The 25269-nt window shown below is 39.9% G+C and carries 22 protein-coding genes; 21 read left to right on the forward strand and 1 reads right to left on the reverse strand.

Annotated elements, in window-relative coordinates; translation table 11 throughout:
* Positions 1-5: 5 nt before the first annotated feature.
* The 9 genes from JL001_RS16230 (at position 6) to JL001_RS16275 (ending at position 11290) form a co-directional block, all read left to right on the forward strand.
* Positions 6-590, forward strand: a complete 585-nt coding sequence (locus JL001_RS16230) for an NAD(P)H-dependent oxidoreductase (protein ID WP_200977954.1) — start codon at positions 6-8, stop codon at positions 588-590.
* 702 nt (positions 591-1292) lie between these two features.
* Complete coding sequence (locus tag JL001_RS16235) at positions 1293-3440, forward strand: cation:proton antiporter (RefSeq protein WP_200977955.1); 2148 nt, start codon at positions 1293-1295, stop codon at positions 3438-3440.
* Positions 3441-3968: 528 nt separating this feature from the next.
* Positions 3969-4481 carry a GNAT family N-acetyltransferase gene (locus JL001_RS16240; protein WP_236252853.1) on the forward strand — a complete coding sequence of 171 codons (513 nt, stop codon included), beginning with the start codon at positions 3969-3971 and terminating at the stop codon, positions 4479-4481.
* Positions 4482-4742: 261 nt separating this feature from the next.
* Complete coding sequence (locus JL001_RS16245; RefSeq protein WP_236252854.1) at positions 4743-5303, forward strand: Crp/Fnr family transcriptional regulator; 561 nt, start codon at positions 4743-4745, stop codon at positions 5301-5303.
* A gap of 30 nt (positions 5304-5333) precedes the next feature.
* Complete coding sequence (ilvD, locus tag JL001_RS16250) at positions 5334-7025, forward strand: dihydroxy-acid dehydratase (protein ID WP_200977961.1); 1692 nt, start codon at positions 5334-5336, stop codon at positions 7023-7025.
* 555 nt (positions 7026-7580) lie between these two features.
* Complete coding sequence (locus tag JL001_RS16260) at positions 7581-8228, forward strand: hypothetical protein (RefSeq protein WP_200977965.1); 648 nt, start codon at positions 7581-7583, stop codon at positions 8226-8228.
* A 502-nt stretch (positions 8229-8730) separates the two neighbouring features.
* Entirely contained in the window at positions 8731-9825 is a 1095-nt protein-coding gene (locus tag JL001_RS16265; protein ID WP_200977967.1) for an alkene reductase, read from the forward strand.
* A gap of 169 nt (positions 9826-9994) precedes the next feature.
* On the forward strand, positions 9995-10828 hold the full coding sequence (locus JL001_RS16270) for an AraC family transcriptional regulator (RefSeq protein WP_200977969.1): 834 nt from the start codon (positions 9995-9997) through the stop codon (positions 10826-10828).
* A gap of 198 nt (positions 10829-11026) precedes the next feature.
* On the forward strand, positions 11027-11290 hold the full coding sequence (locus JL001_RS16275) for a hypothetical protein (RefSeq protein WP_200977971.1): 264 nt from the start codon (positions 11027-11029) through the stop codon (positions 11288-11290).
* A 124-nt stretch (positions 11291-11414) separates the two neighbouring features.
* On the opposite strand, the gene JL001_RS16280 is transcribed toward JL001_RS16275, so the two are convergent.
* The gene (locus JL001_RS16280) at positions 11415-12407 is read right to left on the reverse strand and encodes a YhdH/YhfP family quinone oxidoreductase (RefSeq protein ID WP_200977973.1); all 993 of its coding nucleotides are present in this window, start codon (positions 12405-12407) and stop codon (positions 11415-11417) included.
* A 108-nt stretch (positions 12408-12515) separates the two neighbouring features.
* Between JL001_RS16280 and JL001_RS16285 the strand changes: the two genes are divergently transcribed.
* The 12 genes from JL001_RS16285 to JL001_RS16340 all read left to right on the forward strand — a co-directional run bounded on the left by JL001_RS16285 (position 12516) and on the right by JL001_RS16340 (position 25257).
* Positions 12516-12842: a helix-turn-helix domain-containing protein gene (locus JL001_RS16285; protein WP_200977975.1), complete on the forward strand. Its 327-nt coding sequence runs from the start codon at positions 12516-12518 to the stop codon at positions 12840-12842.
* A 360-nt stretch (positions 12843-13202) separates the two neighbouring features.
* The gene (locus JL001_RS16290) at positions 13203-13865 is read left to right on the forward strand and encodes an NAD-dependent epimerase/dehydratase family protein (RefSeq protein ID WP_200977976.1); all 663 of its coding nucleotides are present in this window, start codon (positions 13203-13205) and stop codon (positions 13863-13865) included.
* On the forward strand, positions 13862-14044 hold the full coding sequence (locus tag JL001_RS16295) for a hypothetical protein (protein ID WP_200977978.1): 183 nt from the start codon (positions 13862-13864) through the stop codon (positions 14042-14044). The genes JL001_RS16290 and JL001_RS16295 overlap by 4 nt, the downstream gene beginning before the upstream one ends.
* A complete protein-coding gene (locus JL001_RS16300) occupies positions 14041-15174 on the forward strand; it encodes an MBL fold metallo-hydrolase (protein ID WP_200977980.1) in 1134 nt (377 codons plus the stop codon). Before JL001_RS16295 ends, JL001_RS16300 begins: the two co-directional genes overlap by 4 nt.
* 24 nt (positions 15175-15198) lie before the next feature.
* The gene (locus JL001_RS16305) at positions 15199-16122 is read left to right on the forward strand and encodes an AraC family transcriptional regulator (protein ID WP_200977982.1); all 924 of its coding nucleotides are present in this window, start codon (positions 15199-15201) and stop codon (positions 16120-16122) included.
* Between the two features lie 458 nt (positions 16123-16580).
* Positions 16581-17438: an NEW3 domain-containing protein gene (locus JL001_RS16310; protein WP_200977984.1), complete on the forward strand. Its 858-nt coding sequence runs from the start codon at positions 16581-16583 to the stop codon at positions 17436-17438.
* Between the two features lie 4 nt (positions 17439-17442).
* Positions 17443-18414 carry an ABC transporter ATP-binding protein gene (locus JL001_RS16315; RefSeq protein WP_236252855.1) on the forward strand — a complete coding sequence of 324 codons (972 nt, stop codon included), beginning with the start codon at positions 17443-17445 and terminating at the stop codon, positions 18412-18414.
* Positions 18411-19418, forward strand: coding sequence for an ABC transporter permease (locus JL001_RS16320; RefSeq protein WP_236252856.1), 1008 nt, complete (start codon positions 18411-18413; stop codon positions 19416-19418). The genes JL001_RS16315 and JL001_RS16320 overlap by 4 nt, the downstream gene beginning before the upstream one ends.
* A gap of 122 nt (positions 19419-19540) precedes the next feature.
* Positions 19541-19717, forward strand: coding sequence for a hypothetical protein (locus tag JL001_RS16325; protein WP_200977986.1), 177 nt, complete (start codon positions 19541-19543; stop codon positions 19715-19717).
* 187 nt (positions 19718-19904) lie between these two features.
* The gene (locus tag JL001_RS16330; protein WP_200977988.1) at positions 19905-20450 is read left to right on the forward strand and encodes an RNA polymerase sigma factor; all 546 of its coding nucleotides are present in this window, start codon (positions 19905-19907) and stop codon (positions 20448-20450) included.
* 116 nt (positions 20451-20566) lie between these two features.
* Complete coding sequence (locus JL001_RS16335) at positions 20567-21601, forward strand: FecR family protein (RefSeq protein ID WP_200977990.1); 1035 nt, start codon at positions 20567-20569, stop codon at positions 21599-21601.
* A 125-nt stretch (positions 21602-21726) separates the two neighbouring features.
* A complete protein-coding gene (locus JL001_RS16340; RefSeq protein WP_200977992.1) occupies positions 21727-25257 on the forward strand; it encodes a TonB-dependent receptor in 3531 nt (1176 codons plus the stop codon).
* Positions 25258-25269: the final 12 nt, after the last annotated feature.

The following is a 25269-nucleotide window of genomic DNA, read 5'->3' on the forward strand; positions in this document are numbered from 1 at the left end:
AATATATGAAACGTAATAAAATTTTAATCATTAACGGTCATCCTGATTCTGAAAGCTTTAATGTAGGACTTGCAGAAGCCTATCTTAAAGGTGCGGAAGAATCAAATGCAGAAGTTACATTGCTTAATATCAGAGATTTGGAGTTTGATCCAAATCTAAAATTCGGCTATCGTAAAAGAGCAGAATTGGAACCAGACCTGATATCATCCATTGAAAAGATAAAAGAAGCAGGCCATATAGTTTGGGTGTTTCCAATGTGGTGGTACGGTTACCCTGCGCTAATGAAAGGATTTATTGACAGGACTTTTCTTCCGGGGATTACTTTTGAGTATGTGCCTGGAAAATCAATGCCCAAAAAGCTTTTAAAAGGAAAAACCGGAAGGATCATCATAACAGCAGATACACCTAAATGGTATAATAGCCTTTTTATGAAAAACCCAGCTGTTAATCAATTTAAAAAAGGAACACTTCAATTTTGTGGCATTAATCCTATAAAAGTAAGCTACATCTCCCCTTTAAAAGACTCATCTGAAGAATTTAGAAATAGGAGGCTGGCAGAAATCAAGAAATTAGGAAAAGAGAATAAATAAAACTGTTAATTCCGCAAGTAATTAAAGCCTCGATTGGTGGAGTAATGCTTCTTTACCCATATATCCTGTGGATTTGTCATTCCAAATATACAGAATGAATTACATCATTGTAAACAAGTAGTAGGAGAGGGAGCACAGCGTAAACGTTCATATTTTAGATGGTGGTACCTTTATGTTCTTTTATTCAGTGATAGAATAGTTGTAATGGTTTTCATGAATGCTATGCATTTTTCTCGAAAGCTTTCGAGGCAGGCTATTGATGAAAAAAACAAATGCCTATAACTCGGTACTAGGAACTTAAAAAAAGACACTAAAATTTCCAGCGTAGTATGGTCGAAGCTTTTGCAAAACCGTTGACATATTTTCTTCTATTCATCATTGAAAAAAGTCGAGGAAGGGAATGAGTATAGATCCAAAATTTAGTTATTTTTAAAGGAGTTGTCCAACCAGGGTATGAACTGTTAAATGGTCTTAAGAGTAACTAAGTCAGGAATACAGGGGTAGTAGTGGTAGGTTCTAGAAAGCCAGTCTAACGGTATTTTTGAAAGAGGTGCTGAACTCATTTTTTATTCGAATTGTACACTCCAATATTGGAGTGTACTCTGTCCCGATTTTTTTATCGGGCAATATTTGGAGGCATTAAGGAATATTTATTTAAAGTGGAAGTATACAACAGATAAGGGCAATCGATAAGAAATTTGGATGACATTACTAAATATATTTGATACCACCTTACCACTGACAAACCCGGTATTAAAGTTCCTGTGTATACTGGTGATTATTTTGTTCGCTCCCATTATTCTGAACAAGATAAAAATCCCCCATTTATTGGGACTGATAATTGCCGGTGCAGTGATAGGCCCCAATGGGATCCATCTTATGGATAGGGACAGCAGTATCATTCTATCAGGTACAGCAGGTCTCTTATACATTATGTTTCTTGCTGGACTGGAAATAGATGTAGCAGATTTTAAAAGAAATAGTCAGAAAAGCCTGGTATTTGGATTGTATACATTTATGGTACCCATGGTTTTAGGGACTTTGACAGGACTTTTTGTCTTGGGTTTTTCCATATTGACTTCAGTGCTTTTGGCAAGTATGTTTGCTTCACATACATTGATCGCATATCCATTGATCAGTAAACTGGGGGTATCAAAGAGTAAGGCCGTGAATATCACCGTTGGCGGAACCATGATTACTGACACCTTGGCATTGCTGGTCCTGGCAGTAATAGTAGGCATGGCAACAGGAGAGGTAAATCCTGGATTTTGGATCAGGTTGTCCTCGTCAATTATTATTTTCGGACTGGTTATTATACTGCTTTTCCCGATTATTGGTCGGTGGTTTTTAAAGCGGGTTGCGGACAATGTTTCACAATACATTTTTGTTCTTGTGATGGTTTTTTTAGGAGCAGTGTTGGCGGAAATGGCCGGAATTGAAGCTATAATTGGGGCTTTTCTATCAGGATTGGCGTTGAACCGGCTTATCCCAAGAACTTCACCGCTTATGAACCGAATTGAATTTGTGGGAAATGCCATTTTTATCCCTTTTTTTCTGATCGGAGTGGGCATGCTTATTGACTATCAGGTTTTTTTTAAAGACTTGGAAACACTCAAAGTGGCGGCAGTAATGACTATTGTAGCCACTTTGGCAAAATTTGTTGCTGCTTGGCTGACCCAAAAAACCTATAACTTTACTATTGATGAAAGGAGACTGATATTTGGATTGAGCAATGCACAGGCAGCAGCAACGCTCGCAGCTGTTTTGGTGGGGTATAATATTATTCTTGGAGAAACAGTAACCGGTGAGCCAATCCGTTTGTTGGATGAAAGTGTGCTAAACGGAACCATCCTTATGATCCTGATTACCTGTACCATTGCATCATTTGCAGCGCAGAAAGGAGCAAAAAATATAGCGCTTGCCGAAGCCGCTGAAACGGTAGATGAAGAATCGGAAAATCAGGAAAGAATACTGATTCCTATTAACAACTTGGAGACCACCGATGAACTGATCAATCTTGGAGTAATAGTCAAGTCAAAGAAAAACCGTGACGGGTTATACGCACTGAACATTATAGACAATACCACAACGGATGGTTCGGCGGATAGGAAAGCAAAACAACTGTTAAATAAAGCAGCAATAACAGCCTCTGCTACTGATAATTTCTTGCATGAACTGCTTCGCTATGACCTGAATACGGTGAATGCCATTATCAGTGTTGTCAAGGAACATAAAATCAGCGATTTGATATTGGGGCTGCATCATAAGAAAAGTATTTCTGATTCTTTTTTGGGCAATCTTACAGAAGGGATTCTCAATAAATGCAATACGACCACATTAATCTATAAGCCCGCACAGCCATTTGCTACACTCAAAAGGCATATTGTCATCGTTCCCGATAAAGCTGAAAATGAATTTGGCTTTGCTTTCTGGCTCATTAAGGTCTGGAACATTGCTGCAAATTCGGGAGGTAAACTGGTGTTTTATGGAGGAACGAAAAGCCTGAAATTCATTAGGGATGTGCATTCCAACTACCCACTGGAATGTGACTTCAAAACATTCATCGATTGGGATGATTTTCTGGTATTGTCAAGGGATATCCGCCAGGACGACAACCTGATAATCGTATTTAGCCGAAAGGAAGGACTGTCCTATAATGATTATATGGATAAGATACCCGGCTATCTTAACAAGTATTTTCAGGAAAACAGCTTTATTTTGATTTATCCGATGCAGCCAACGGTGACGGATTCTTTACAAATTGACCTGAAAAACCCAACCTTATTGGAACCAATGGAGAAATTGGATGAAATTGGTAAAACAATAGCAAGAATTTTCAAAAGAAAATAAATAGTGTAACTGTTAGGGGAAATTTAAAAAATGCTCCGTAGGTAGGGAAAATTAGGCAACCAGTTGCTAACTGACGGTCATCCTGAAGATAAAGGGCTTATGATGATCATTCTCATTTGGCTAAAGATATTAAGCGAAACAGGGGGGGCTCCATCATTGCTTAAAAATGTCACATTTTTACAAAGTACACATGGAGCCCCATAGCTAATCCCTATTTTACTGGGAAATGGGACAAGGCTTTTTAAGGGTGGAAAACCCGAGCAATTACTTGAATTAGTAGAAGAAAAGACATTTCAGGCGAGACTAATACAACGACATTTACAAAGAAAAAGATAAAGAATGTGCTACCAACATCGGTTTTACAACTAGCTATATTCATTTTTAAGCATTGTGATATAGCAATAAAGAAGGAAAAGGTATCTTAAGATAAATTTAGCTCGGATCCACTAAGCCAATAAATAATGGGGCTTGGTAGGTATTCAGTTTACAGGTAAATTAAGTTTTAAACATAAAATGTGTGATCAGCCAATGAATATCAGAAAAGTAAATATCCATGACATCGAACAACTGAAGGAAATCGGAAAATTCACTTTTGCCGAAACTTTTGCTTCTGAAAACAGCGAAGAGAACATGAAGGAATATTTGGATAGCGGATTTTCAACAGAAAAACTGACTGCAGAACTGTCCGACCAAAATGCTGAATTTTACTTTGCGGAACTTGATGGAAAAACAATCGGATATTTAAAAGTAAATGTAGGACTATCCCAGACCGAAATTAAGGATAAAAACGCACTGGAAATAGAACGGATTTATGTGTTAAAAGAATTTCATGGGAAAAAGGTGGGGCAGATTCTTTATAACAAAGCCATTGAATTGGCGAAAGCAAAAGGTGTGGATTACGTTTGGTTGGGAGTTTGGGAACAGAATCCAAGAGCAATCCGCTTTTATGAAAAAAATGGATTTAAAGCTTTCGATAAGCACGTTTTCAAACTAGGGAATGATGAACAAACCGATATAATGATGAAGCTAAAAATGAAATAAATCCAGCAACTACCAATGGATATAAACAATAGCGGTTCAAGTGCAAACTTGAACCTTTTTTCATATTATTAAAGTATATTATAATCAGATAAGTAGTCATTTAAAATCCGCTATTGCCCATGAGTGAGACCGTTGTTGTACATTCGGCAAGACAAACCTTCTCTCTATACACTTTTATAGTATCAGCCGCTTGATTTTGACCTAAGTCAATGATTTATAAAATCTAAAATGGGAACTTTGACCTTAATTAATATCCTTAGAATGTTGACAGACTTAATTCGAATAAAAACAAAGTTGGATGATAAACAGATTGAAGAAGTCCTTTCATATTTTAAATCAATAAGTGTCAAGAAAAATATGCATTTGCTAGAGCCTGGCAAGGTGTCTAGTCAGCTATTTTTTATCAATAAAGGCTGTCTTCGTTTGTTTTATATCAATGAAAATCATCAGGTATTGACAAGAATCATGGCCTTTGAAAATACATTCCTAACCTCAATAGTTAGTTTTATTTCCAGAGAACCTTCAACTGAATACATTCAAGCGATCGAAGACTCTGAGCTTTTGGTGATTTCCTATGATCAGTTTACCCTATTAAGGAATTTGATACCTGAATGGGATAAAATGTATATACATATATTGGAATATGGGCTAACTGTTATCAATTCAAAGCTTAGTAGTCTTTTGACACAAAACGCTGTTGAACGTTATCTGACATTACTTAAAAACAACCCAGAACTCGTTCAACGTTTATCAAATTCGAATCTTGCAGCCTTCCTCAATATTTCCCCGGAAACATTAAGTCGGCTTAAATCAAAGATATAATCAATTATCTCTATAATTATCAGTACAATCATGAGAAGCGATGAAGTAAAAAAGGGGCATCAGAGAACTCCACACAGATCACTATTTAGAGCTACAGGATTAAAAGATGAAGATTTTGCAAAACCATTTATCGGTGTAGCTAATTCCTTTATAGAAATTATTCCAGGTCACTTTTTTTTAAATAGCGTCTCAAAGATTATCAAGGAAGAAATCAAAGCAAATGGGTGTGTACCTTTTGAGTTTAATACTATAGGAGTAGACGATGGTATTGCCATGGGGCATGATGGAATGCTTTTTTCCCTTCCTTCCAGAGAGATTATTGCCAACTCTATAGAAACAGTTATGAATGCACACAAGCTTGATGCGATGATAGCCATTCCAAACTGTGATAAAATTGTACCAGGAATGATAATGGGAGCTTTGAGGGTAGATGTTCCCACTATCTTCGTGAGTGGTGGCCCAATGAAAAAAGGCCATACCAAAGATGGTGTGCCTATTGACCTTGCAACAGCTTTTGAGGCAGTAGGCAAATTCGAGGCAGGCAAAATGTCTGAGAAAGAGTTACTGGATATCGAATGTAATGCTTGCCCTAGTGGGGGGAGTTGTTCGGGTATGTTTACGGCTAATTCTATGAATACGCTTATGGAAGCGATGGGAATAGCCTTACCTGGCAATGGCACTATACTCGCCCTCACTAAAGAGCGAGAGGAACTTTATAAACAAGCTGCAAGAAGAATTTGTGAAATAGCCAAAAGTAAAGAAGAAACCAAAAAATTCAAGCTGAGAAATATACTGAATGAAAATGCAGTAAGAAATGCATTTGCAGTTGATATGGCTATGGGAGGAAGTTCAAACACTGTCTTACATATGCTGGCTATCGCAAGAGAGGCATATGTTAATTTTAATTTAGAAGATATCAACCACATTTCTAAAAATGTGTCTCACATTGCTAAAATATCACCGAGTTTATCAACGGTGCATATGGAAGATATCAATACAGCTGGAGGTGTAAATGCGGTGATGAAAGAAATGACCAAAAGAAATGATGATATTTTAAAAGATAATCTAACAATAACGGGAGAAACAGTATTTGAGAAAATAAAAGATGCTTATATAAAAGATACTACTATAATACACACTATTGATAATCCATATTCTAAAGTAGGAGGTCTTGCAATCTTGTATGGAAACTTAGCAGATGAAGGGGCAGTAATTAAGACGGCTGGAATTACTGGGAATAGAATTTTAACCGGGACTGCCATCTGTTTTGATGGACAAGCTGAGGCCATTGAAGGTATTTTAGGAGGTAAAGTAAAAGAAGGTAACGTAGTTGTAATTCGATATGAAGGGCCTAAAGGAGGTCCAGGCATGCAAGAAATGCTAGCACCAACTTCTTTAATTATGGGTATGGGATTGGGAGATAAAGTCGCATTAATTACCGATGGAAGGTTTAGTGGTGCAACCAGAGGAGCTAGTATTGGTCATGTAAGTCCTGAAGCAGCTGAGGGCGGTATGATTGGGTTGCTCAAAGACGGAGATGAAATTCATATTGATGTAGATCAATATATTTTATCTGTAAACTTGAGTGAGGAAGAAATTAAAAAAAGAAGGGCTGAATTTATTCCAATAAAAAAAGAATTAAACTCCAGTTGGCTTCGTCAATATAGGGCATTAGTAAAGAATGCCAGTAGTGGAGCTGTTTTAAGAACAGACTTATTTTAAAGTAAATATTTTCTTAAAAGGAATCATATCAACCGTTAAAAAAACGAAGTATGCTGACGGGTGTAACAGCTAAGACTTCTATAGCAGATAAATCTTTTAAGAGAAGCTGACTTAACTTTTGGTGGGTAAACATCTTCGTAAGACAGGCTTGAATTTAGGGTTGAGCAATTGGTACTGAAAATTGGATAATTATAGGGATAGCTTTTCCCCGATTGGATGAAGAATGTTTCTTCATCCTACTATTCTTGGTATTTGTTATTCACGTTTTGCAGAACGAATTGCATTCCTTATAGCCGATGGTAGTAAAGAGCAAATAAACTATTATTCGGTACTGTTCTTGGATTACTTCTTTTCTAATGAAGGCTTCTTTGCCGGCGATATTGTGATGGAAACCCGTCAATGTCAATATAAGGGCGGTCAGTACGGCTTTCCCCATCCTAGAGGGATGAAGAAGTCATCAATAAATGTACAATGGCGCACATGGAGTGTCCGTCAGTGTACCATTTATAAGCAGCATTTGACTGTCAAAGAAGCAGTAACAAACAAAAATTGGAAATGAAGTACATAATACAAGCTATTGGCTTTCTGGGTGTAGGATACCTTTCTTATCAATACCCATTGTTTATATTTTTTTTACTGGCTATAATGGTTGGGATATTGGTGTATATGGGGATGGCAAGTGTCCTATGGTTGATCAGAAATAGGTTTTCTTGGCGACGGCTAAGGGTACCGCTAATCCTATCGGCCATGATAATGGCCTGTCTGGGATTTGCGCTCCTTAAACCATTGCCAGAGCCCATTGCCCAGACCCAAGAGGTAGGGGACGACCTGCGATATGCCCATAGTACTGACCAAGGGGACAGGATGGACTTAAAATTTTTTCTTCCACCATATAAGGAACAAATGAAAGCACGCGATAGCATGAGATTGGCAATGGTCAGGGAAATGATTGGAAAGGGACAAATAGAGAAGCCTTGGGACAAATTCTATGCGTCTTTTATCCTCCATCATAATCCCATGAAGGACAGTTCGTTGTATGAACTTTCCCATGATCTTGCGCGTCAGGCTGCTGCAGAACCGAACTTGGCAGAGGAATACCAGGTCCAGTGGCTGGCTAAGGCTACCTATGACCGTTGGATGCTTTCAATTGGTAAACCCCAAAAATATGGAACCCAGGGAAGAGTGAGCTTTTCTATTGAATAGCAAACTACGCTCTCTCTTCCAACCTGTCATGTCCCAGTATTGGCACTATTTTACCTTGGAGACAGATTGACTTACACCTTTAGCCTGTTTATTGATTTAGTAGTAAGAAAAGATAATAGTATTTGATTGTAGCTTCCTATCCGGGGAATTTGTAATTCGTTTTGGCGAACGAGTTATACTCATGGGCGCAGGAAATTGGACAGCAAAGGTGTAGTGGGAACACCAAGGAGACGCACTGAGAACCTCTAGAGAAGATTCGAATTTAACCTAGTGAAAAGGGAGGGCTTACTCTATAGATGCTCCGAGTCCCAGTAGAGGTATAGTAGAGGATACGTAGACTTTTGGCTTGATTTTTAGAAAGGATGGTACTTTTTGAAGTGTATGTTAACGATCGTTATATCCTATTTGATGTTTGAAATAATTCTACCTAAAAATGAAATTTATTTACCTTTAATTGGGTTGTGGCTCAAATACCTTTGTAACGTAATAAAACAAAGGACTTATGATATTCAATAATTTTAAGTTAGGAAAACTGGAATTACCCAATAGGATCGTAATGGCGCCGATGACCCGTACACGCTCAAGCAATGGTATAATGACAGACATGAACGCTGAATATTACCAACAAAGGGCATCTGTCGGGCTGATCATTACAGAAGGAACTTCTGTTTCTGCATCATCCATGGGGTATCTTTATGTGCCTGGCCTTTACAATGCGGCTCAGACCCAAAGCTGGAAAAAAGTAACGAATGCCGTTCATGAAGAGGGCGGGAAGATTTTCACCCAACTTTGGCATGTTGGAAGGGTAGCCCATATTTCTAATCAACCTAACCATTTTGACCCTGTGGCACCTTCGGCAATACAGGCAAAGGAAAGCACAGCATGGGGGATAGAGGATGGTAAGGAAGGCAGGGTGCAGGTATCCGTACCTCGTGCGTTGGAAACTGCGGAAATAGGGGAAATTGTTAAGGATTATGTTGCAGCTGCAAAAAATGCCATGGAAGCTGGTTTTGACGGAATTGAAATTCATGCCGCCAATGGCTATTTGATTGACCAGTTCTTAAACCCGTACACGAATCTACGTAAAGATGCTTATGGTGGTACCATTGAGAATCGGGCACGTTTTGCTTTGGAGGTAGTAGATGCGATAGCTACTGTGATTGGGCCTGATAGGGTGGGCATTCGGTTTTCACCATTTGGTACCCAGCATGATATGGCAATATTTGATGAAATTGAAGATACCTACCAGTATCTTGCTAGTGAATTATCAATTAGAGAAATTGCCTATATACATCTCCATGACCAAGGTGACTTATACAGGAACCATTATGGTTTCATCGAAAAATTCAGAAAATGGTATAAGGGAAATGTCATGTTTGCAGGGTTTTTAACCAAGGAAAGGGCATCTTCAATGATTGAGAAGAACCTGATTGATCTTGCGGCATTTGGACGTCCATTGATTGCAAATCCCGATTTGGTTGAGCGCTTTAAACATAACTATCCATTGGCAGAGGGCAAAAGGGAATTTTATTATGGGAATTCTCCTGAGGGATATATAGATTATCCCAAATATGAAAACAGTCCCTCGTTATTGTGACTACTAAATTGTAGTAGTTGATTTTCATGTAGAAGTAACAAGCGAATAGTAGGGTCAAGTCCTATGCTATTCGCTTGCTCTCCTAGGGAGGGATGTGTTTAAAGACAATAAATAATTGAAAAGTAAATTTTATTAGCCTGAAATAAATTATTTGATAAAATAGCTGACCATGGCCATATTAAAACAGTTTGACCCTTTGATTATTGAGGAAGTAGAGGAGTCTAGCTTTAGTTGTTCTCATCATTCTCACAGCTATTATGAAATGGTATATATCAATTCCGGTGAAGGGAAACATTTATTCAATGAGGATGTTGTGCCATACGAAAAGGGAAACCTGTTTCTGATCGCTCCTGGGGATTATCATTCTTTTCAGATCCATGAGCCCACACACTTTATTTATATTAAGTTTACAGAGTCCTATTTCGAAAGTAAGCAGCATTTGGCACCTGATGAATTCCGTGTAGGATCTCCGGAAATCCTAATGGAAATGAAATGGCTGAAAGAGGTAAAGATTTGTATCAAACCACCATGTGACAACATCTTGAAGTCAACAGTACATAACCTGGTGGCATATGACAGTTCCCTGGATGTAAGCAATTCCCCGATCGTTTATTACCAGCTACTAAGTATCTTTGGGATGATTCGTGAGATTTTAAGGGAAAGAAACCTAAACCAAAGTATGAATGGGGTAAACTTTGAGAAATTGCTTTCCTATTTACATGAAAATATCTACGATAGAAATAAACTTGGGGTCAACGTAGTGGCCAATAAATTCAACATTTCCACCACCTATTTTAGCAATTACTTCAAGAGGCACTTTAATATTTCTTACCAAAGCTATCTAGATCAATACCGTGTGTCGTTGATAAAAAAACGCTTGGCAGTAGGGGGAGTAAAACTAAAGGAAATAGCCCTGGAATTTGGGTTTGCCGATACCAGCCATCTGAGCAAGACCTTTAAAAAGGTGACGGGTCTGACACCAAAACAATACAATGGACAATAGGGCCTGCCCATTGGAAGCCGTCAGGAAATTGACAGGATCACTTTGAAATTAAAAATGGATAACAGAATTAAAATAGCTCATCTATATATCGAATTTCTAGAAATAGGAGATTCAGATAAAATCATTTCATTGTTTGCCTAAAATGGTACCTTGGAGTCTCCACTTTATGGAAAAATGAGGGCTACTTAATTTTACAAAGTGCTGCTTTCTGATACTACCCATTCAGCATTGGAATTGAAGGGAATTTTTAAAAAAAAGGCCTCCAATAGCCTCGCCTTATACTTTAATTACAAATGGACTTTGAAAAATAGGGATGCTAATAATTTTGCCCTTTATTTCACCTATGAATGGACGCTAAAGAGCAATCAAGTGGTGGAGTTTGATGAAAACAATAAGATCAAGCAACTGAAGATCATTTATGATACCGTTATTTTGAGGAAATTAGTGGAGGAATTGAAATAAATTACCCAGCTCTCGTAAATAAAGTATTGGTTGGGCCCCAGCCACTTTCAAAATATAAAGTTTTACTAAATACAGGAAGTGGGGGAGACACACCACTTCCTGTTTTATAGATGAGGTTAAGTGATTAATGCTTAAGAACTGACCTGCCTCTTGATTTGCCTTTCAAGACTTTGTTGATTTCATCTGAAAGTTCCTCTTTTGAAATCTCTTTGACCAGTTGGGTTAAGTTGGCCGGTTTCCAATCGCTCGCTAACTTTTGCCAAATTTCTTCCTTTTGAGCTAGTGGAATTTCTACTGAATCGATGCCTTGCAAGTTTACTCCCCTCAGTATAAAAGGGAAAATGCTGGTTTGGATTTCGGCAGAGGCGACCATTCCACAGCAGGTAACTGTCGCGCCATAATTGACAGATTTGATGATTCCTGAGAGGATCTGTCCTCCCACGCTATCGATACCGGCGACAAAACTTGGCCGCGACATGGCTTTTTTATCATACTTCGCTATAAAATCTTCCCGTAGAATGATTTCGGATGCACCTAAGGTGTGCTTAAAAAAGAAAGGTTCGTCTTTGGAGGTGATGACCTGTACCTCAAAGCCCAGCTTATTTAATATGGCCGTCGACAGGCTGCCTACACCGCCGCTTGCACCGCTGACAATGATTTTTCCATCACTTGGTTTTATACCGGTTTGTAGGATTTTAGCCACGGACAATCCAGCCGTTAGACCGGCTGTTCCATAGGCCATAGCTTCCTTTTCCGAGAGTTCTGACGGAAGTGGCAAAACCCAGTTTTCCGGCACCCTGATGTATTCACCAAAACCTCCCCAGGTATTCATGCCTAGATCGTAACCGGTGACTAAAACTTTATCGCCTGCAGTGAAGGCCGAATTTTGGGAATCGACGACTTCTCCAACCGCATCAATGCCTGGTATATGAGGGAAATTTTGCGTTACTCCTTTATTGCCCGAGGCCGACAGGGCATCCTTATAGTTTAATGAGGAGTAAGAAACCTTGACTAATATTCCTTCAGACGGAAGGGCCGTCAAAGGTAGTTCAGCAATTTGTTGGTAAAACTCCCCTTCCTTCTCCAGTACCTGAAATGCTTTGAATGTTTCTTTCATAACTTTTCTTTTAAAGGTAAATTGCACAGCGCAAATAATCAATGACTTACATTTTGTTCAGTAGCTTAATTTAAGTACAGATTTGCTGGAAATCAGGAGGATTAATTTATGGAAGAAATCGATAAAATTGAAGAAAACTGTCCATCGGATGCTTTTTTACAGGTGATCAAAGGAAAATGTAAAACCACTTTGATCATGTTGATCAAAAAGGACAGGAACAGGTTCAGTGAAATGAAGCGTACTTTACCCACCATCAGTGAACGGATGATTGCCAAGCAACTGGATGAACTGGAAAAGGATGGGATCATAAGCCGAAAGATATTCCCTGAGGTACCGCCAAGGGTGGAGTACTATTTGACCGACTATGGGGAAACCCTTTATCCATTGGTGCGGGCCATCAGAAAGTGGGGGTATAAGCATTTGGAGCGGGTTTAATTGTTTCGGCAGCTTCCCTGTTGTGAGAGACAAGGCGGTTTGCTTAACTGCTTCACTGAAAATAACGGTAAGTTATGAGACATCCATCGGTACCTTCAGCCGAATGGAAAGGTAAACCAATACATAAAACTCACCTGCGCGAGCCAGGTAGCCGATTAAACAAGAAGGAGGCTAAAAAAAATCAGCGACAAACCATGCTTCTATAGTACCAGTGTGATGATCAAAAATGTATACGTCCTATACCAAAAAGTATACGTGATCCACTTTCATTTTGACCGAACTTTGTATTGATGAATAGTTTGCAGACCTGATGCTTCAGCATTTGGTTATTTGAAGAGCATTTAAACCTAACAATTGGATATGAAAGTCATCATCACAGGAGCAACAGGTATGATCGGAAAAGGTGTTTTATTGGAATGCCTTGATCAAGATAATATTACCGAAGTATTGTCCATTTCCAGAAGGAGTCTTAGCATCAAGCATCCCAAAATCAAAGAATTGTTGCACGGAGATTTTTCTGAGTTCGATTCAGTACGTGATCAGCTGGAAGGCTATGATGCCTGTTATGCCTGTATGGGGGTGAGCTCAGCGGGGATGAAGGAAGAGGAATACACAAGACTGACTTATGGATATACCATGGCCCTGGCCAGGACACTTTTTCAAATCAATCCCCACATGACCTTTATTTATGTTTCAGGTCAAGGAACCGATTCCACAGAAAGCGGAAGTATGTGGGCACGGGTCAAGGGAAAAACCGAAAACGACTTGCTGAAACTTGGTTTTAGGCAGGCATTTATGTTCCGTCCGGGTATGATTATACCCGTAAAAGGAGTATCCCCAAGCAGCAAACTCTACCGGGCCCTTATCAATAACCTGACCTGGCTGTTGAAGTTGATGAAACGGCTGGCCCCCAATTCAGTAGTAGATTCCGCTCAAATCGGCCAGGCCATGATCACCGCTACGCAAAGTGGTTATGATAAAAAGATCATTGCCCCTGGGGATATACTTAAGCTGAATAAATGAAGGGGATAGTCCTTTTGGATTTTATTCCTCAACCGATAAAGCATCTAGAGGAATTGCCTCAAGAGGAAAAAAACAGCTTTCATCTCCTGTGCTTCGGATGGATCGGTAAAAGAAACCGCATGGGCTTTAGCCTCCGCAGGAGCGGAAGTCAGCATGGTGAGCAGAACAAAAAAACATGAAAAAACTAGTTAAATGGACATTTATCTCCTTGGGAATACTGTTATCCCTTCTCATTTTAGTAGGGGTTTCATTCCTTTACTTTAGTCCGCAGTTTGGAGGAAGCGCTAGTGAGCTCCAAAGAAAAGCCTATGCACAAACTGGACACTATGAAGACGGTGTTTTTCTGAATGATGAAAAAATCATCATGGAGCTAAATTGCCATAGCATCACCACCATGCTTAAGGAAATCATGAATCCAGATCCCAACGTAGCACCTGGCAAAAATATCGAAGTGCTTAATATTGCGCCCGAAAGTCTCTCGAAACTGTCTGATGCTGAATCAAGAATCACTTGGCTGGGACACTCTTCCTTTTTGATCGAAATCGAGGAAAAGAAAATACTGATGGATCCTATATTTGGGCAGTATGCGGCACCTCACCCTTGGTTAGGAAGGAAAAGGTTCAATAATGAAATGCCGATTACCATCGCTGAACTGCCCCAAATAGACGCGGTAATCATATCGCACGACCATTATGATCATTTGGATTATCCTTCTATTAAAGAACTGAAAGACAAGGTGGACCATTTCTTTGTCCCTTTAGGGGTCGCTAACCACTTGAAAAGATGGAAGGTGGAAGATAAGAACATATCCGAACTGGATTGGTGGCAGGAGCAAGAGTATGAAAACTTGAAAATTATCATGACACCATCCCGGCACATGTCAGGCAGAGGCTTGACCGATCAATCGGCAACGCTGTGGGGCTCATGGATCATTCAGGGCCAAGATATCAACATCTATTTCAGTGGTGATGGTGGCTATGGAAAACACTTCAAGGAAATCGGAGAAAAATACGGGCCTTTTGATGTGGCAATGATGGAGTGTGGCCAGTACAATGAGCTGTGGAGACAGGTGCACATGATGCCTGAGGAATCAGTGATGGCTGCAATTGATCTTGAGGCTGAACTGATAGTTCCCATACATTGGGGGGCATTTGCCTTGGCCACCCATAGTTGGACAGATCCTATAGAACGCATAACACAAGCGGCACTGAAAATGAATGTGCCCATTACTGCGCCCCAAATAGGGGAGCCTGTTCGTCTTGAGGATCCCGTGAACGTGCCGGTTTTCAAATGGTGGGAAAATATTTAGTTATCTTTATGTAAATAAGAAAAAATGAAAAAGCTGCTATTTAAAAGTATCGAAGAACTTCATGCTTACAGTGGGCTTTCCAAACCAGAAAATCCATTTTTCAGTGCAACGCACATCGTGCCAAACAATGTGCAGCCGGCAACTTGTGAGGAATCGGTAGAGTTAGTGAGCTTGACCTGTGACTTTTATAATATTAGCCTCAAAAATATTGTGTCCGGGGAGCTTATCTACGGAAAAACCAAGTACGATTGTAACAGTGGCTCCATGCTATTTACTGCACCTCAGCAAACACTAACGTTCAAAGGATTGGTATACAGTGCAGAAGCCTTTCATATTTTCTTTCACAAGGACTTTATTAGCGGCACAGATTTATATCACCAGATCAAAAAATACAACTTTTTTGAGTATCAGGTAAATGAGGCCCTGCATTTAACGCCCAAAGAAGAAGTCCTCATTAAATCAATTTTCAAAAATATCGAAAGCGAATTCCATAACAACCAAGATGAATTTTCTAAAGAGATTATTTTATCCCAGTTGGGAACTTTGCTGCGTTATTCTGACCGGTTTTATAAAAGGCAATTCCTTGACAGAAAGCAGATCAACCAAAGCATGCTCTCGCAGTTTACCAAAATCCTGAATGATTATTTTGATGAGGATTTGGTGGCAAGGTTCGGTATTCCCACGGTGGACTTCGTTGCCGGCAAGTTGGGGGTAAGTCATCGCTATATGAGTGACACCATCAAGGCTGAGACCGGAAAGACTGCGATCGATCAAATTAACCTTTTCCTCATTGAAGAGGCCAAAAATTTGTTGCTGGCTCCCCAAACTTCTATATCTGAAACAGCCTACAAGCTTGGTTTCGAGTATCCACAGTATTTTTCTAGACTATTCAAAAAGAAAACGGGAATGAGCCCCAAGGAGTACGTCGAATCAGCGTCCATGATTTGATTTTTGGTTTTCCAAAATGTTCAAGCCAAATATGGGAAATAAATTTGCTTGTACCATTTATTTAAAGATAGTGTATCCTCAAGATACAGCAAGATGTAGTTTTGTATACAAAACCATCTTTTCAGCCTCCGTAGTCGTTTGGAAAGGTGCTCGGGACTCGCAGCCTTAGGGTGTTGATTTCTATTGTAAACAATGGGAGAAGTAAGGCTGGTTTCAGAGTATATGGGGAGCTTAGTGGGACATTAAAAATGGAATTTTATCAGGGGGTTAATCGGTAATCTTATGGGTGGAGTTTGGGCAAAAGGCTAAGAATAGCTTTGTTAAAAAATGTTAATTTACTTGTAATTTTTTTTCTCCAATTATAAAATTGAAGCCGTATTTCTAAAGTGCTATCATACGATAAATAGGCAAGGATTTAACATTATTTATTTAATTCATAAATTTCACTTATTTATATTATGTCAGTAGTTAAAGTTTATAAAAGAGGCCTCAAAGGGGGCGTGTGCAGTTTATTCTCACTATTTGTGTTTTGCCTGTCATCTTTTTATTCTTTGAATGTATCGGCAGAAAGCATAGAATCAGGTTCTTCTTTTACAGCACGTTTGATCAATATTGAAGCGCCTGTTAATGAGGTTTTTCGTTACCAAACAACACTCCAGAACAATTCAGAAAAAGCACAGCGGTTTGAACTGAAATCAGAAATCCCAGAAGGATGGAGGGTCGTGTTCAAGGCCATGGGGAGCCAGCTTACTTCCATTAAGTTGGAACCCGGTAAATCTGAAAGCATCAGTGTTGAAATTAAGCCGGCCCATGCAGCAGAGCCTGATAGGTATAATATCCCTATAATTGCAGTTTCCGATGAAGAATCTTTGAGCCTTGAACTTGAGGCTGTTGTTGAGGGATCATTTGATCTTGAGCTGACCACTCCATCAGGTAAGTTGAGTGGTGAAATTACCGAAGGTGAAAAAGCTGAAATTCACCTTAAGGTTAGAAATACAGGCTCCCTTCCGCTAAACGAAATATCCCTTTCATCCAAGACTCCACGCAATTGGGATATTACTTTTTCTCCGTCTGAGATAAAGCAGCTTGATCCCGGTAAAACAGCGGACGTGATAGCGACCTTGACAGTTCCTGACAAAACCTTGGCAGGTGATTATGTAAGTACCTTTACTGCAAAAAATGCCTCCAGTTCAAGTGCAGTAACTTATAGAATGACTGTAAGGACATCTATGCTGTCGGGAGGGGTTGGGATTTTGGTGATATTGCTTGCCATTGGTTTTGTGTATCAGCTAGTACGCAAATTCGGAAGACGATAGGATTATGATGGATAAGCGAATTATAAGGTTAAGTGGCCTTACCAAAAGTTATGGCACTTTCAAGGCTGTCAATAAGCTGAACCTTGACATCAACAAGGGGGAAATATTTGGTCTGTTGGGACCAAATGGAGCAGGAAAGACCACTACGATCCTGATGATGTTAGGTTTGACCGAGCCAACTGAGGGAACCGCCCATGTCTGTGGCCACAATGCGACAAATGACCCTATTTCCGTGAAAAAGTTGGTAGGGTATATGCCAGATAGTGTGGGTTTTTATGATAATATGACGGCATTGGAAAACCTCATGTACATAGGGGAACTGAATGGAATTCCAACTGATCAATTGGAAGAAAGAGCACTGGAAACAATGGAAGTTGTTGGACTTGAAAAAAAGGATGTTCATAAGAAAACAGCAGCCTATTCCAGGGGAATGAAACAACGTTTGGGACTAGCTGAAGTGCTCATTAAGAAGCCTCAGGTTATAATTTTGGATGAACCGACACTGGGAATTGACCCAAGTGGTGTAAAAGAGTTTCTTTCCCTGATAAAAAGATTGAGCAGGCAAAGAGGACTCACAGTGCTGCTTTCCTCTCACCATCTTTATCAAGTTCAGCAAGTTTGTGATCGGGTAGGCATTTTTGTGAAAGGAGAACTTTTGGTGGAAGGAAATTTGGATACGCTTTCCAAGGGGCTTTTTACTGAGAAAAGCTATGAAGTATGTATAAGGCTAAAAGATGAATTGGAGCTGCCCTGGAGTGATGAAAAAGCATTACTTGAACTGGATGATATACAGAAAGTAATAGCGGAAGGCGATAAAGTTGAAATTATCAGTAAAGAAGAGGTAACCCCTGAGGCTGTAAGGTTTTTCGTGGAAAAGGGGTATCGTGTTACGGGAGTCCATCAAAAAGAATATGGACTAGAGGATATTTATCAAAAGTATTTTGAAAACAATTTTAGGGAGGAGGTATATCAGTGAAAGCAATCATCAATTCGTTTGAAAGACATTATCCAACCTTATCAGCCGATAACCCTACCAACCCTTTTTGGGTAATGGTAAGGAAGGAGGTTTCCGGGCATATTCGTAGTTGGAGGTTCCTCATTTTACTGGGACTTGTTCTCCTTACGTTTTTTGGGGCTACTGCTGTAGCCTTGGCCAATCTAAGGGATGTTGTGGACAAGGTGAAAAATGCCGATCAGCTATTATTATACCTAAAGCTATTGACGACCACGGAAGGATCATTGCCACCTTTTCATGTATTTCTTAATTTTCTGGGGCCTATAATGGGGATAAGCCTAGGTTTTGATGCCATGAATTCCGAACAGCAGAATAGAACCCTGACAAGGATTATGGCTCAGCCAGTTTACCGGGACAATTTACTACTGTCAAAATTCCTTGGCGCCATGGTCTTGGTAGTTACATTGTTGTTCAGCCTTTCTCTTTTGATGATTGGTGGAGGAATGGTGATCACAGGGGTAATGATCGAGGCAGAAGAGGTGTTAAGAATTATAGGCTTTAATATCTTATGTGCCGTATATATTGGTTTTTGGCTGGGACTTGCTATCCTACTGTCCACCCTATTTAAGCAAGCTTCCACATCTGCCCTTACCGCAATTGGAATTTGGCTGTTTTTTACAGTTTTCTATCAAATTATCATCAATTTTGCTGTTAAGGCATTTGTTCCAAGTGTCAATGAAATGTCACAGGCTCAAGTGCTGCATTTCAACAAGATTATATTAAATCTTCTGCGATTGGCACCCAGTCAGCTTTATACAGACGCTACCACGACCTTATTGATGCCTTCTGTGAGAAGTTTGGGGCCTGTAACCATGGAGCAGATGGCAGGGGCTATTCCGTCTCCTTTGCCACTTAGCGAGAGTTTGATGATTGTTTGGCCACAGTTAAGTGGTTTGATTGCTGCTACCGTAATGTGTTTTGCCCTTTCCTATTATTGCTTTATGAAAAGGGAAATCAGGACATAATGCGAAATTTTGACCGAATTGGCTATTGCCTCTTTTATCATTGGTCCTCTATTTATGAATGAAACAAATAGAGGACCAATATAGGTATGGTTCTGTAATAATAAGTATTTACTCCTCCTTTTATGCAAAGCTATTCCGGTCAGGAAAACGGTCAAGGGCAAGTGAATGCTTCCTGTGGTCAGCACCCTTGGCCTTTATTCCTTCCCGTTATAAGGTGGCATCCAAGAGGAGTGAATGGGAAGATGAAGTTATTTCCTGTTAATATCCAAGACTTTTATAAATGGTCGATTAGACAATAAACTATTACTGTTTCAGCTGAAGATTTATTGTTTAATTCTATCATCAAAAGTCCATAATAAAAGATAATTAAAGTAATATCTATTTCTCTAGTTACTGTTAAACTTATCAATGGTAATATTTTGATAAAGCCTTTTGCACAGTTTTTAATTGGTTGGACGCTAATTTTACGTTAAACCACTTAAACTTATGTTAGATCATTTTTCTGACAGCCAACTCATTGAAGAAATAAGGGAAGGGAGCAAGACTGCTTTCGATCAGCTTTACCACAAGTATTGGGGTGCGCTTTATAAAGCCGCTTTTGCACGGTTAAAGTCCCAAGATATTTCAGAGGATATCGTGCAGGAAATTTTTATTGATCTATGGAACAGAAAGGAAAATTTGCATATCACCTCCTCATTAAAGGTATACCTCCTTACGGCAGTAAAATATAAGGTTTTTAGGCAGTTGGACCTTATGTATCGACATGAAAGTCTTGAAAAAGTGGAGAACTACATCAACAGCTCAAGCAACTTATTGGAGTTTGAGGAGGTTTATCATCTTATAGAAATCAGTCTGGACAAATTAGCTGAAACTCATCGTTTGATTTTTAAAATGAATAAAATCGAAGGGATCAGCGTAAAAGAAGTGAGTGAAAAAGTAAATATGGCCCCCCAATCTGTCCACAATATCCTCTCACAGACAAGCAAATTTTTGAAAAAGGAACTCAAAGGATATTACTCCATTTTTCTTTAATCTCTTTCCTCATGGACGTGATATTCTGTTAATAAATTGTAAACAAACCCAGGGTTTAATTCATTTTTTGTTAATGGTTTTCAAAAGTAAGATCAGGTGATTTCCTGCACTTACTAATGATGAACAAGCAAAATATCCCCATCTCGGCTGAAGTAAAAATTGTGCTTCACAAATTACTCAGGAACATTGAACTGAATCCAGATGAACTTCAACAACTGAACGATTGGTATGAAGATCAGGGGAAATCCATAGAGTTCATTGATATGTCGGACAATTCCCGGGAGACCAGAATGCTCGAGCAAATCAATAATAAACTTCATCAAAACAAATTATACAGAGAAAACCTAAAGAATGATAAAACCTTACCAAGGACATATCAATTAGGAAAGAGTCGCAACAATAGTTTTTCTTGGGTAAAGGCTGCGGTGGTCAGTATGCTTTTGATCGCATCAGCAATTTTGGTTTTGGGAGGGTATTTTTCGGAACGAGGTTCCAAAGCTGATCAAGTTAAATGGATCAGTTATGCCATGCCAGCGGGGAAAAAATCAAAAGTTAATCTTCCTGATGGCTCCATACTCTACCTGAATTCAGAAAGTGAAGTGAAGTTTCAGGATGGTTTCGGAGTTCATCACCGGGAGATCTTCCTCGAGGGGGAATCTTATTTTGAGGTAGCCAAAGATAGTATTCCGTTTAGGGTTCATACCCAGAAATTGGTGACAGAAGCAGTGGGCACCGCTTTTAACATCAACAGTTATGACCTATCGGCGATCAAGGTGAAACTCACTGAAGGTATCGTGAAGGTTTTTGTCCACCATGCTGCCGAGCCGAAAGAGATCTTTTTGGAAAGAGGCCAGGAGGTTACCTTGAGTGAGGGTGAATTTTCAGATGTATCCATTTTCAATTTTGAGCAGGCCATAGCTTGGAAGAATGGAGAAATTTGGTTGGAAGGGGACTCCTTAAATGATATGGTCCAAATTCTGGAAAGGTGGTATGATGTGAAAATTACTATTCAAAATCCTCCGGGTACAACCATGAAGTTTTCAGGGGTATTTAAAAGTGCCATGCTCACCCACGTACTCGAAAGCCTTGCCTATTCCTATAAGTTTGAATATAAAATAGATGATAAAGATGTCACCATAATCTTTCAATAAACAAGCAATGCCTATGTGAAAAAAGCCAGCAAAAGCTGGCCTTAAGTGGCAGTAGAAGAGTTTCTCAGGCCATTCTACTGACCATTGTTCCAATGTCTGTTAATCCATTAAAACATTACAAATTTATGAAAAAAATCTTACATGTTATTCGTATGATCAGCAAATACACCCTTATAGGTTTTGTGTTTCAGCTGGCCTTTCTGAACCTACTTCATGCTGGCCCCACTAAAGCCCAGGGGAGCCTAGATATTGAAAAAGTCAAGGTCAACCTTCAAGCACAGACTGTTCCACTTCCGGATATTTTAGAAAGTATCAGAACGCAAACGGACTTTACCTTTATTTATGATGAAGTATCTCCACTTTCTTCCATGGAAATATCAATTGATGCCAAAAATACGTCACTTGAAGCGGTGTTGGTCCAGTTATCCAAGGAACATAGGTTGGCATTTAAGCAGGTAAATGACCGAATCAGTGTGAAGCCCATAAAGGGTCTTCATTTGGGAAAATCAGTGGTAAGGGAAGTTGTTATTTCCGGAAGGGTAGTAGATGAGAATAGCGAACCCATTCCAGGTGTAACGGTGGTAGTAAAAGGTACTACTAATGGTACAACCACTGATTTAGATGGGAATTATAAGCTCTCTGTTTCGGAGAATGCCGTATTGGTTTTTTCTTTTGTAGGGTTTACGCCGCAAGAAGAAGCCATAGGAAATAGAGAGACTATCGATGTTGTATTGAAGGAAAAAATATCTGCCCTGAATGAAGTGGTGGTCGTTGGTTATGGAGAGCAAAAGAAAATCAACCTTACTGGTGCGGTAAACCAAGTGGGCAGTGAGGTGACAGAAAATAGGCCTTCTCCCAATCTTACCAGAATGCTACAAGGTGCCTTGCCCAACTTGAATATTAAAATGGTGGATGGAAGCCCGACAAGATCGGCTGCCTTTAACATCCGGGGAACAACCTCTATTGGGGCAGGAGGCGATGCACTAGTGCTTATTGACGGGGTAGAAGGGGATCCCAATTTGGTAAACCCCAATGATGTAGAAAGTGTGACTATCCTCAAGGATGCTTCTTCTGCTGCTGTATATGGGTCTAGAGCGGCATTTGGCGTGGTGCTCATCACAACCAAATCAGCCAAAGCAGGAAAAAGTCAGTTGAATGTAAATGTCAATCATTCAGTCAATAAGAGAACGGTGGTTCCTGACCTTGTGACCAATGGGTATCAGTGGGCCAAAAATTTTGATGAAGCTTTTTTTGGATGGTATGATTATAAAACACACCCTATTTCGGTCAACAGTACCTTTCCGTTTTCTCTGGAATACCTAGACCGTCTTCGTCAACACGATGAAGATCCAAGTCTTCCCAAAGTAGAATATGTGGAAGAGGTAGGAAGGTATGAGTATTATGGAAATACAGATTGGTTCAAGTACCACCATAAGGACAATATGCCCGCTACAGAGGCTTCCATAAGTGCTTCTGGAGGCAATGACAATGCCCGGTATTTTGTTTCTGGAATGTATTATCACCAAGATGGTATCTTCAATTACTCTTCCGACAAGTTTGATAAATATAACCTTAGGGCTAAAGGTGAGGTCAACCTCAACAATTGGTTGGTATTGGAAAATAATTTTGACCTGAGCACTTACACTTACGGTTATCCATTGCTGGCCAATGGTGATATTAATATTTGGCGATACCTCGCTGTACAGAGTTACCCAATGCTGCTTATGACAAACCCCGATGGTACCTATTCCCAAAACGGGGTTTATGTGGGAGCTTCGTTTTTGGAAGGGAACAGCAGGTCTGACCAAAGTAATTTCTTTGTAAGGAACACCCCCACACTTACAGCAACTCCTTTTGGAGACCTTTTGACCCTAAAGGCTAACTTTACTTTTTCCAAAAAATTTATCCAGGACAAAAGAGTGAACAATTATGTGAACTACAGTACGGCGCCCGGTAACCTCAATCGTTTTGGAAATAGCCTGTTGAGACAGTATGAAAATGAAAATACTTATTGGGGGTCCAATATCACTGCCCAGCTGAACAAAACCTTTAATGAAGATCATAATTTTGGCCTTTTGCTAGGGTATAATATAGAGAGTTCTCTCACAGAAAATAGAAATACCAGCCGGGATGGTTTGTTGGTGCCAGAAAAACCCGATTATAATCTACTTGATGGTTTGAACTATTCCATTACCGGAGGAGGAAGTGAATGGAAATACCTAGGTGCTTTTTATAGATTGAATTATAGCTATCACGACAAGTACCTCCTGGAATTCAACGGTCGCTATGATGGATCATCCAAGTTTCCATCCAATGAACGATATGGTTTTTTCCCTTCTGTTTCAGCTGGCTGGAACTTGTCTGAAGAGGATTTTATGGTCAATACAAGAAATTGGCTTTCCAATTTGAAATTCAGGGGATCCTATGGGTCTTTAGGAAACGGAAATGTGGCTCCTTACCGGTACCTGGAAACCATGTCCGTGAACAAATCCGGTGTTATTTTGGAAGGTATCCAAAAAGGATATACATCTATGCCGGGAGTTATTCCTGATGGATTGACCTGGGAAAGGGCTACTACTTTTAACGTTGGTGTGGATGCCTCTTTTATCGATGGCAGACTAGGGGTCAACTATGATTGGTACAATAGGATTACTTCCGATATGTTTACCTATGGACAACCTCTCCCCAATGTATTTGGAGCTACTGAACCCTATGGAAACTTTGCTGACCTTTCTACCAAAGGATGGGAATTTACCCTCAGTTGGAAGGACCAAGCTGTAGTAGGAGGCAAGCCGTTCAATTACAGTTTCAATGGCTCATTATGGGATAGCAAAGCTAAAATCACCCAGTTCAACAACCCAGAAAAGGTTTTGGGCTCAGGATATTATGTGGGGCAAACAGTTGGGGAAATTTGGGGGTATGTGACCGAAGGGTTCTTTACCTCGGAAGAAGATGTGCTAAACCATGCTGATCAGGACTTTTTACGTAATTCGAATGGTAATATCTGGCTGCCAGGAGACTTGAAATTTGCTGATCTCAATGAGGATGGAGTAATTAACCAAGGAGACAATACAGTAAGCAACCCCGGAGATAGAAAGATCATAGGAAATAATGCACCTAGATATCAGTTTGGGTTTACTTTTAATGCCAACTGGAATAATTTCGGTATTTCGGCATTCTTCCAAGGTATCGCCAAAAGGGACTGGTACTTTGCCCCGGAAGCGGATCTTTTTTGGGGAATTTACAACAGGCCGTATAGTTTTCAGCCAACCATGATGATGGATGATTATTGGACAGAGGAAAATCCGGATGCCTATTTTCCGCGGTTAAGAGGTTATACTGCGCTTGGCACTGGTAGGTCACTTGGCGCACCACAGACACGCTACCTTCAGGATGCAAGTTACATTCGCCTGAAAAACATTACAGTGGACTATACCCTTCCTACGCAATGGGTAAGCAAAATTGGTATGCAGCGGGCCAAGGTTTTCTTTACAGGACAGAACCTTTGGACAAGAACAGGCCTGAGCAAGCATACCAAAAATTTCGATCCTGAAATCATTGAGAACCCGCTTGGCGATATGACCAATGGCTACGGGCAGGGCGATGCTTATCCGATGCTCAAGTCCTACACACTCGGCGTTAACCTTTCTTTCTAACCACCAAACTGG

Source organism: Echinicola sp. 20G (assembly GCF_015533855.1).
Taxonomy (GTDB): Bacteria; Bacteroidota; Bacteroidia; order Cytophagales; family Cyclobacteriaceae; genus Echinicola.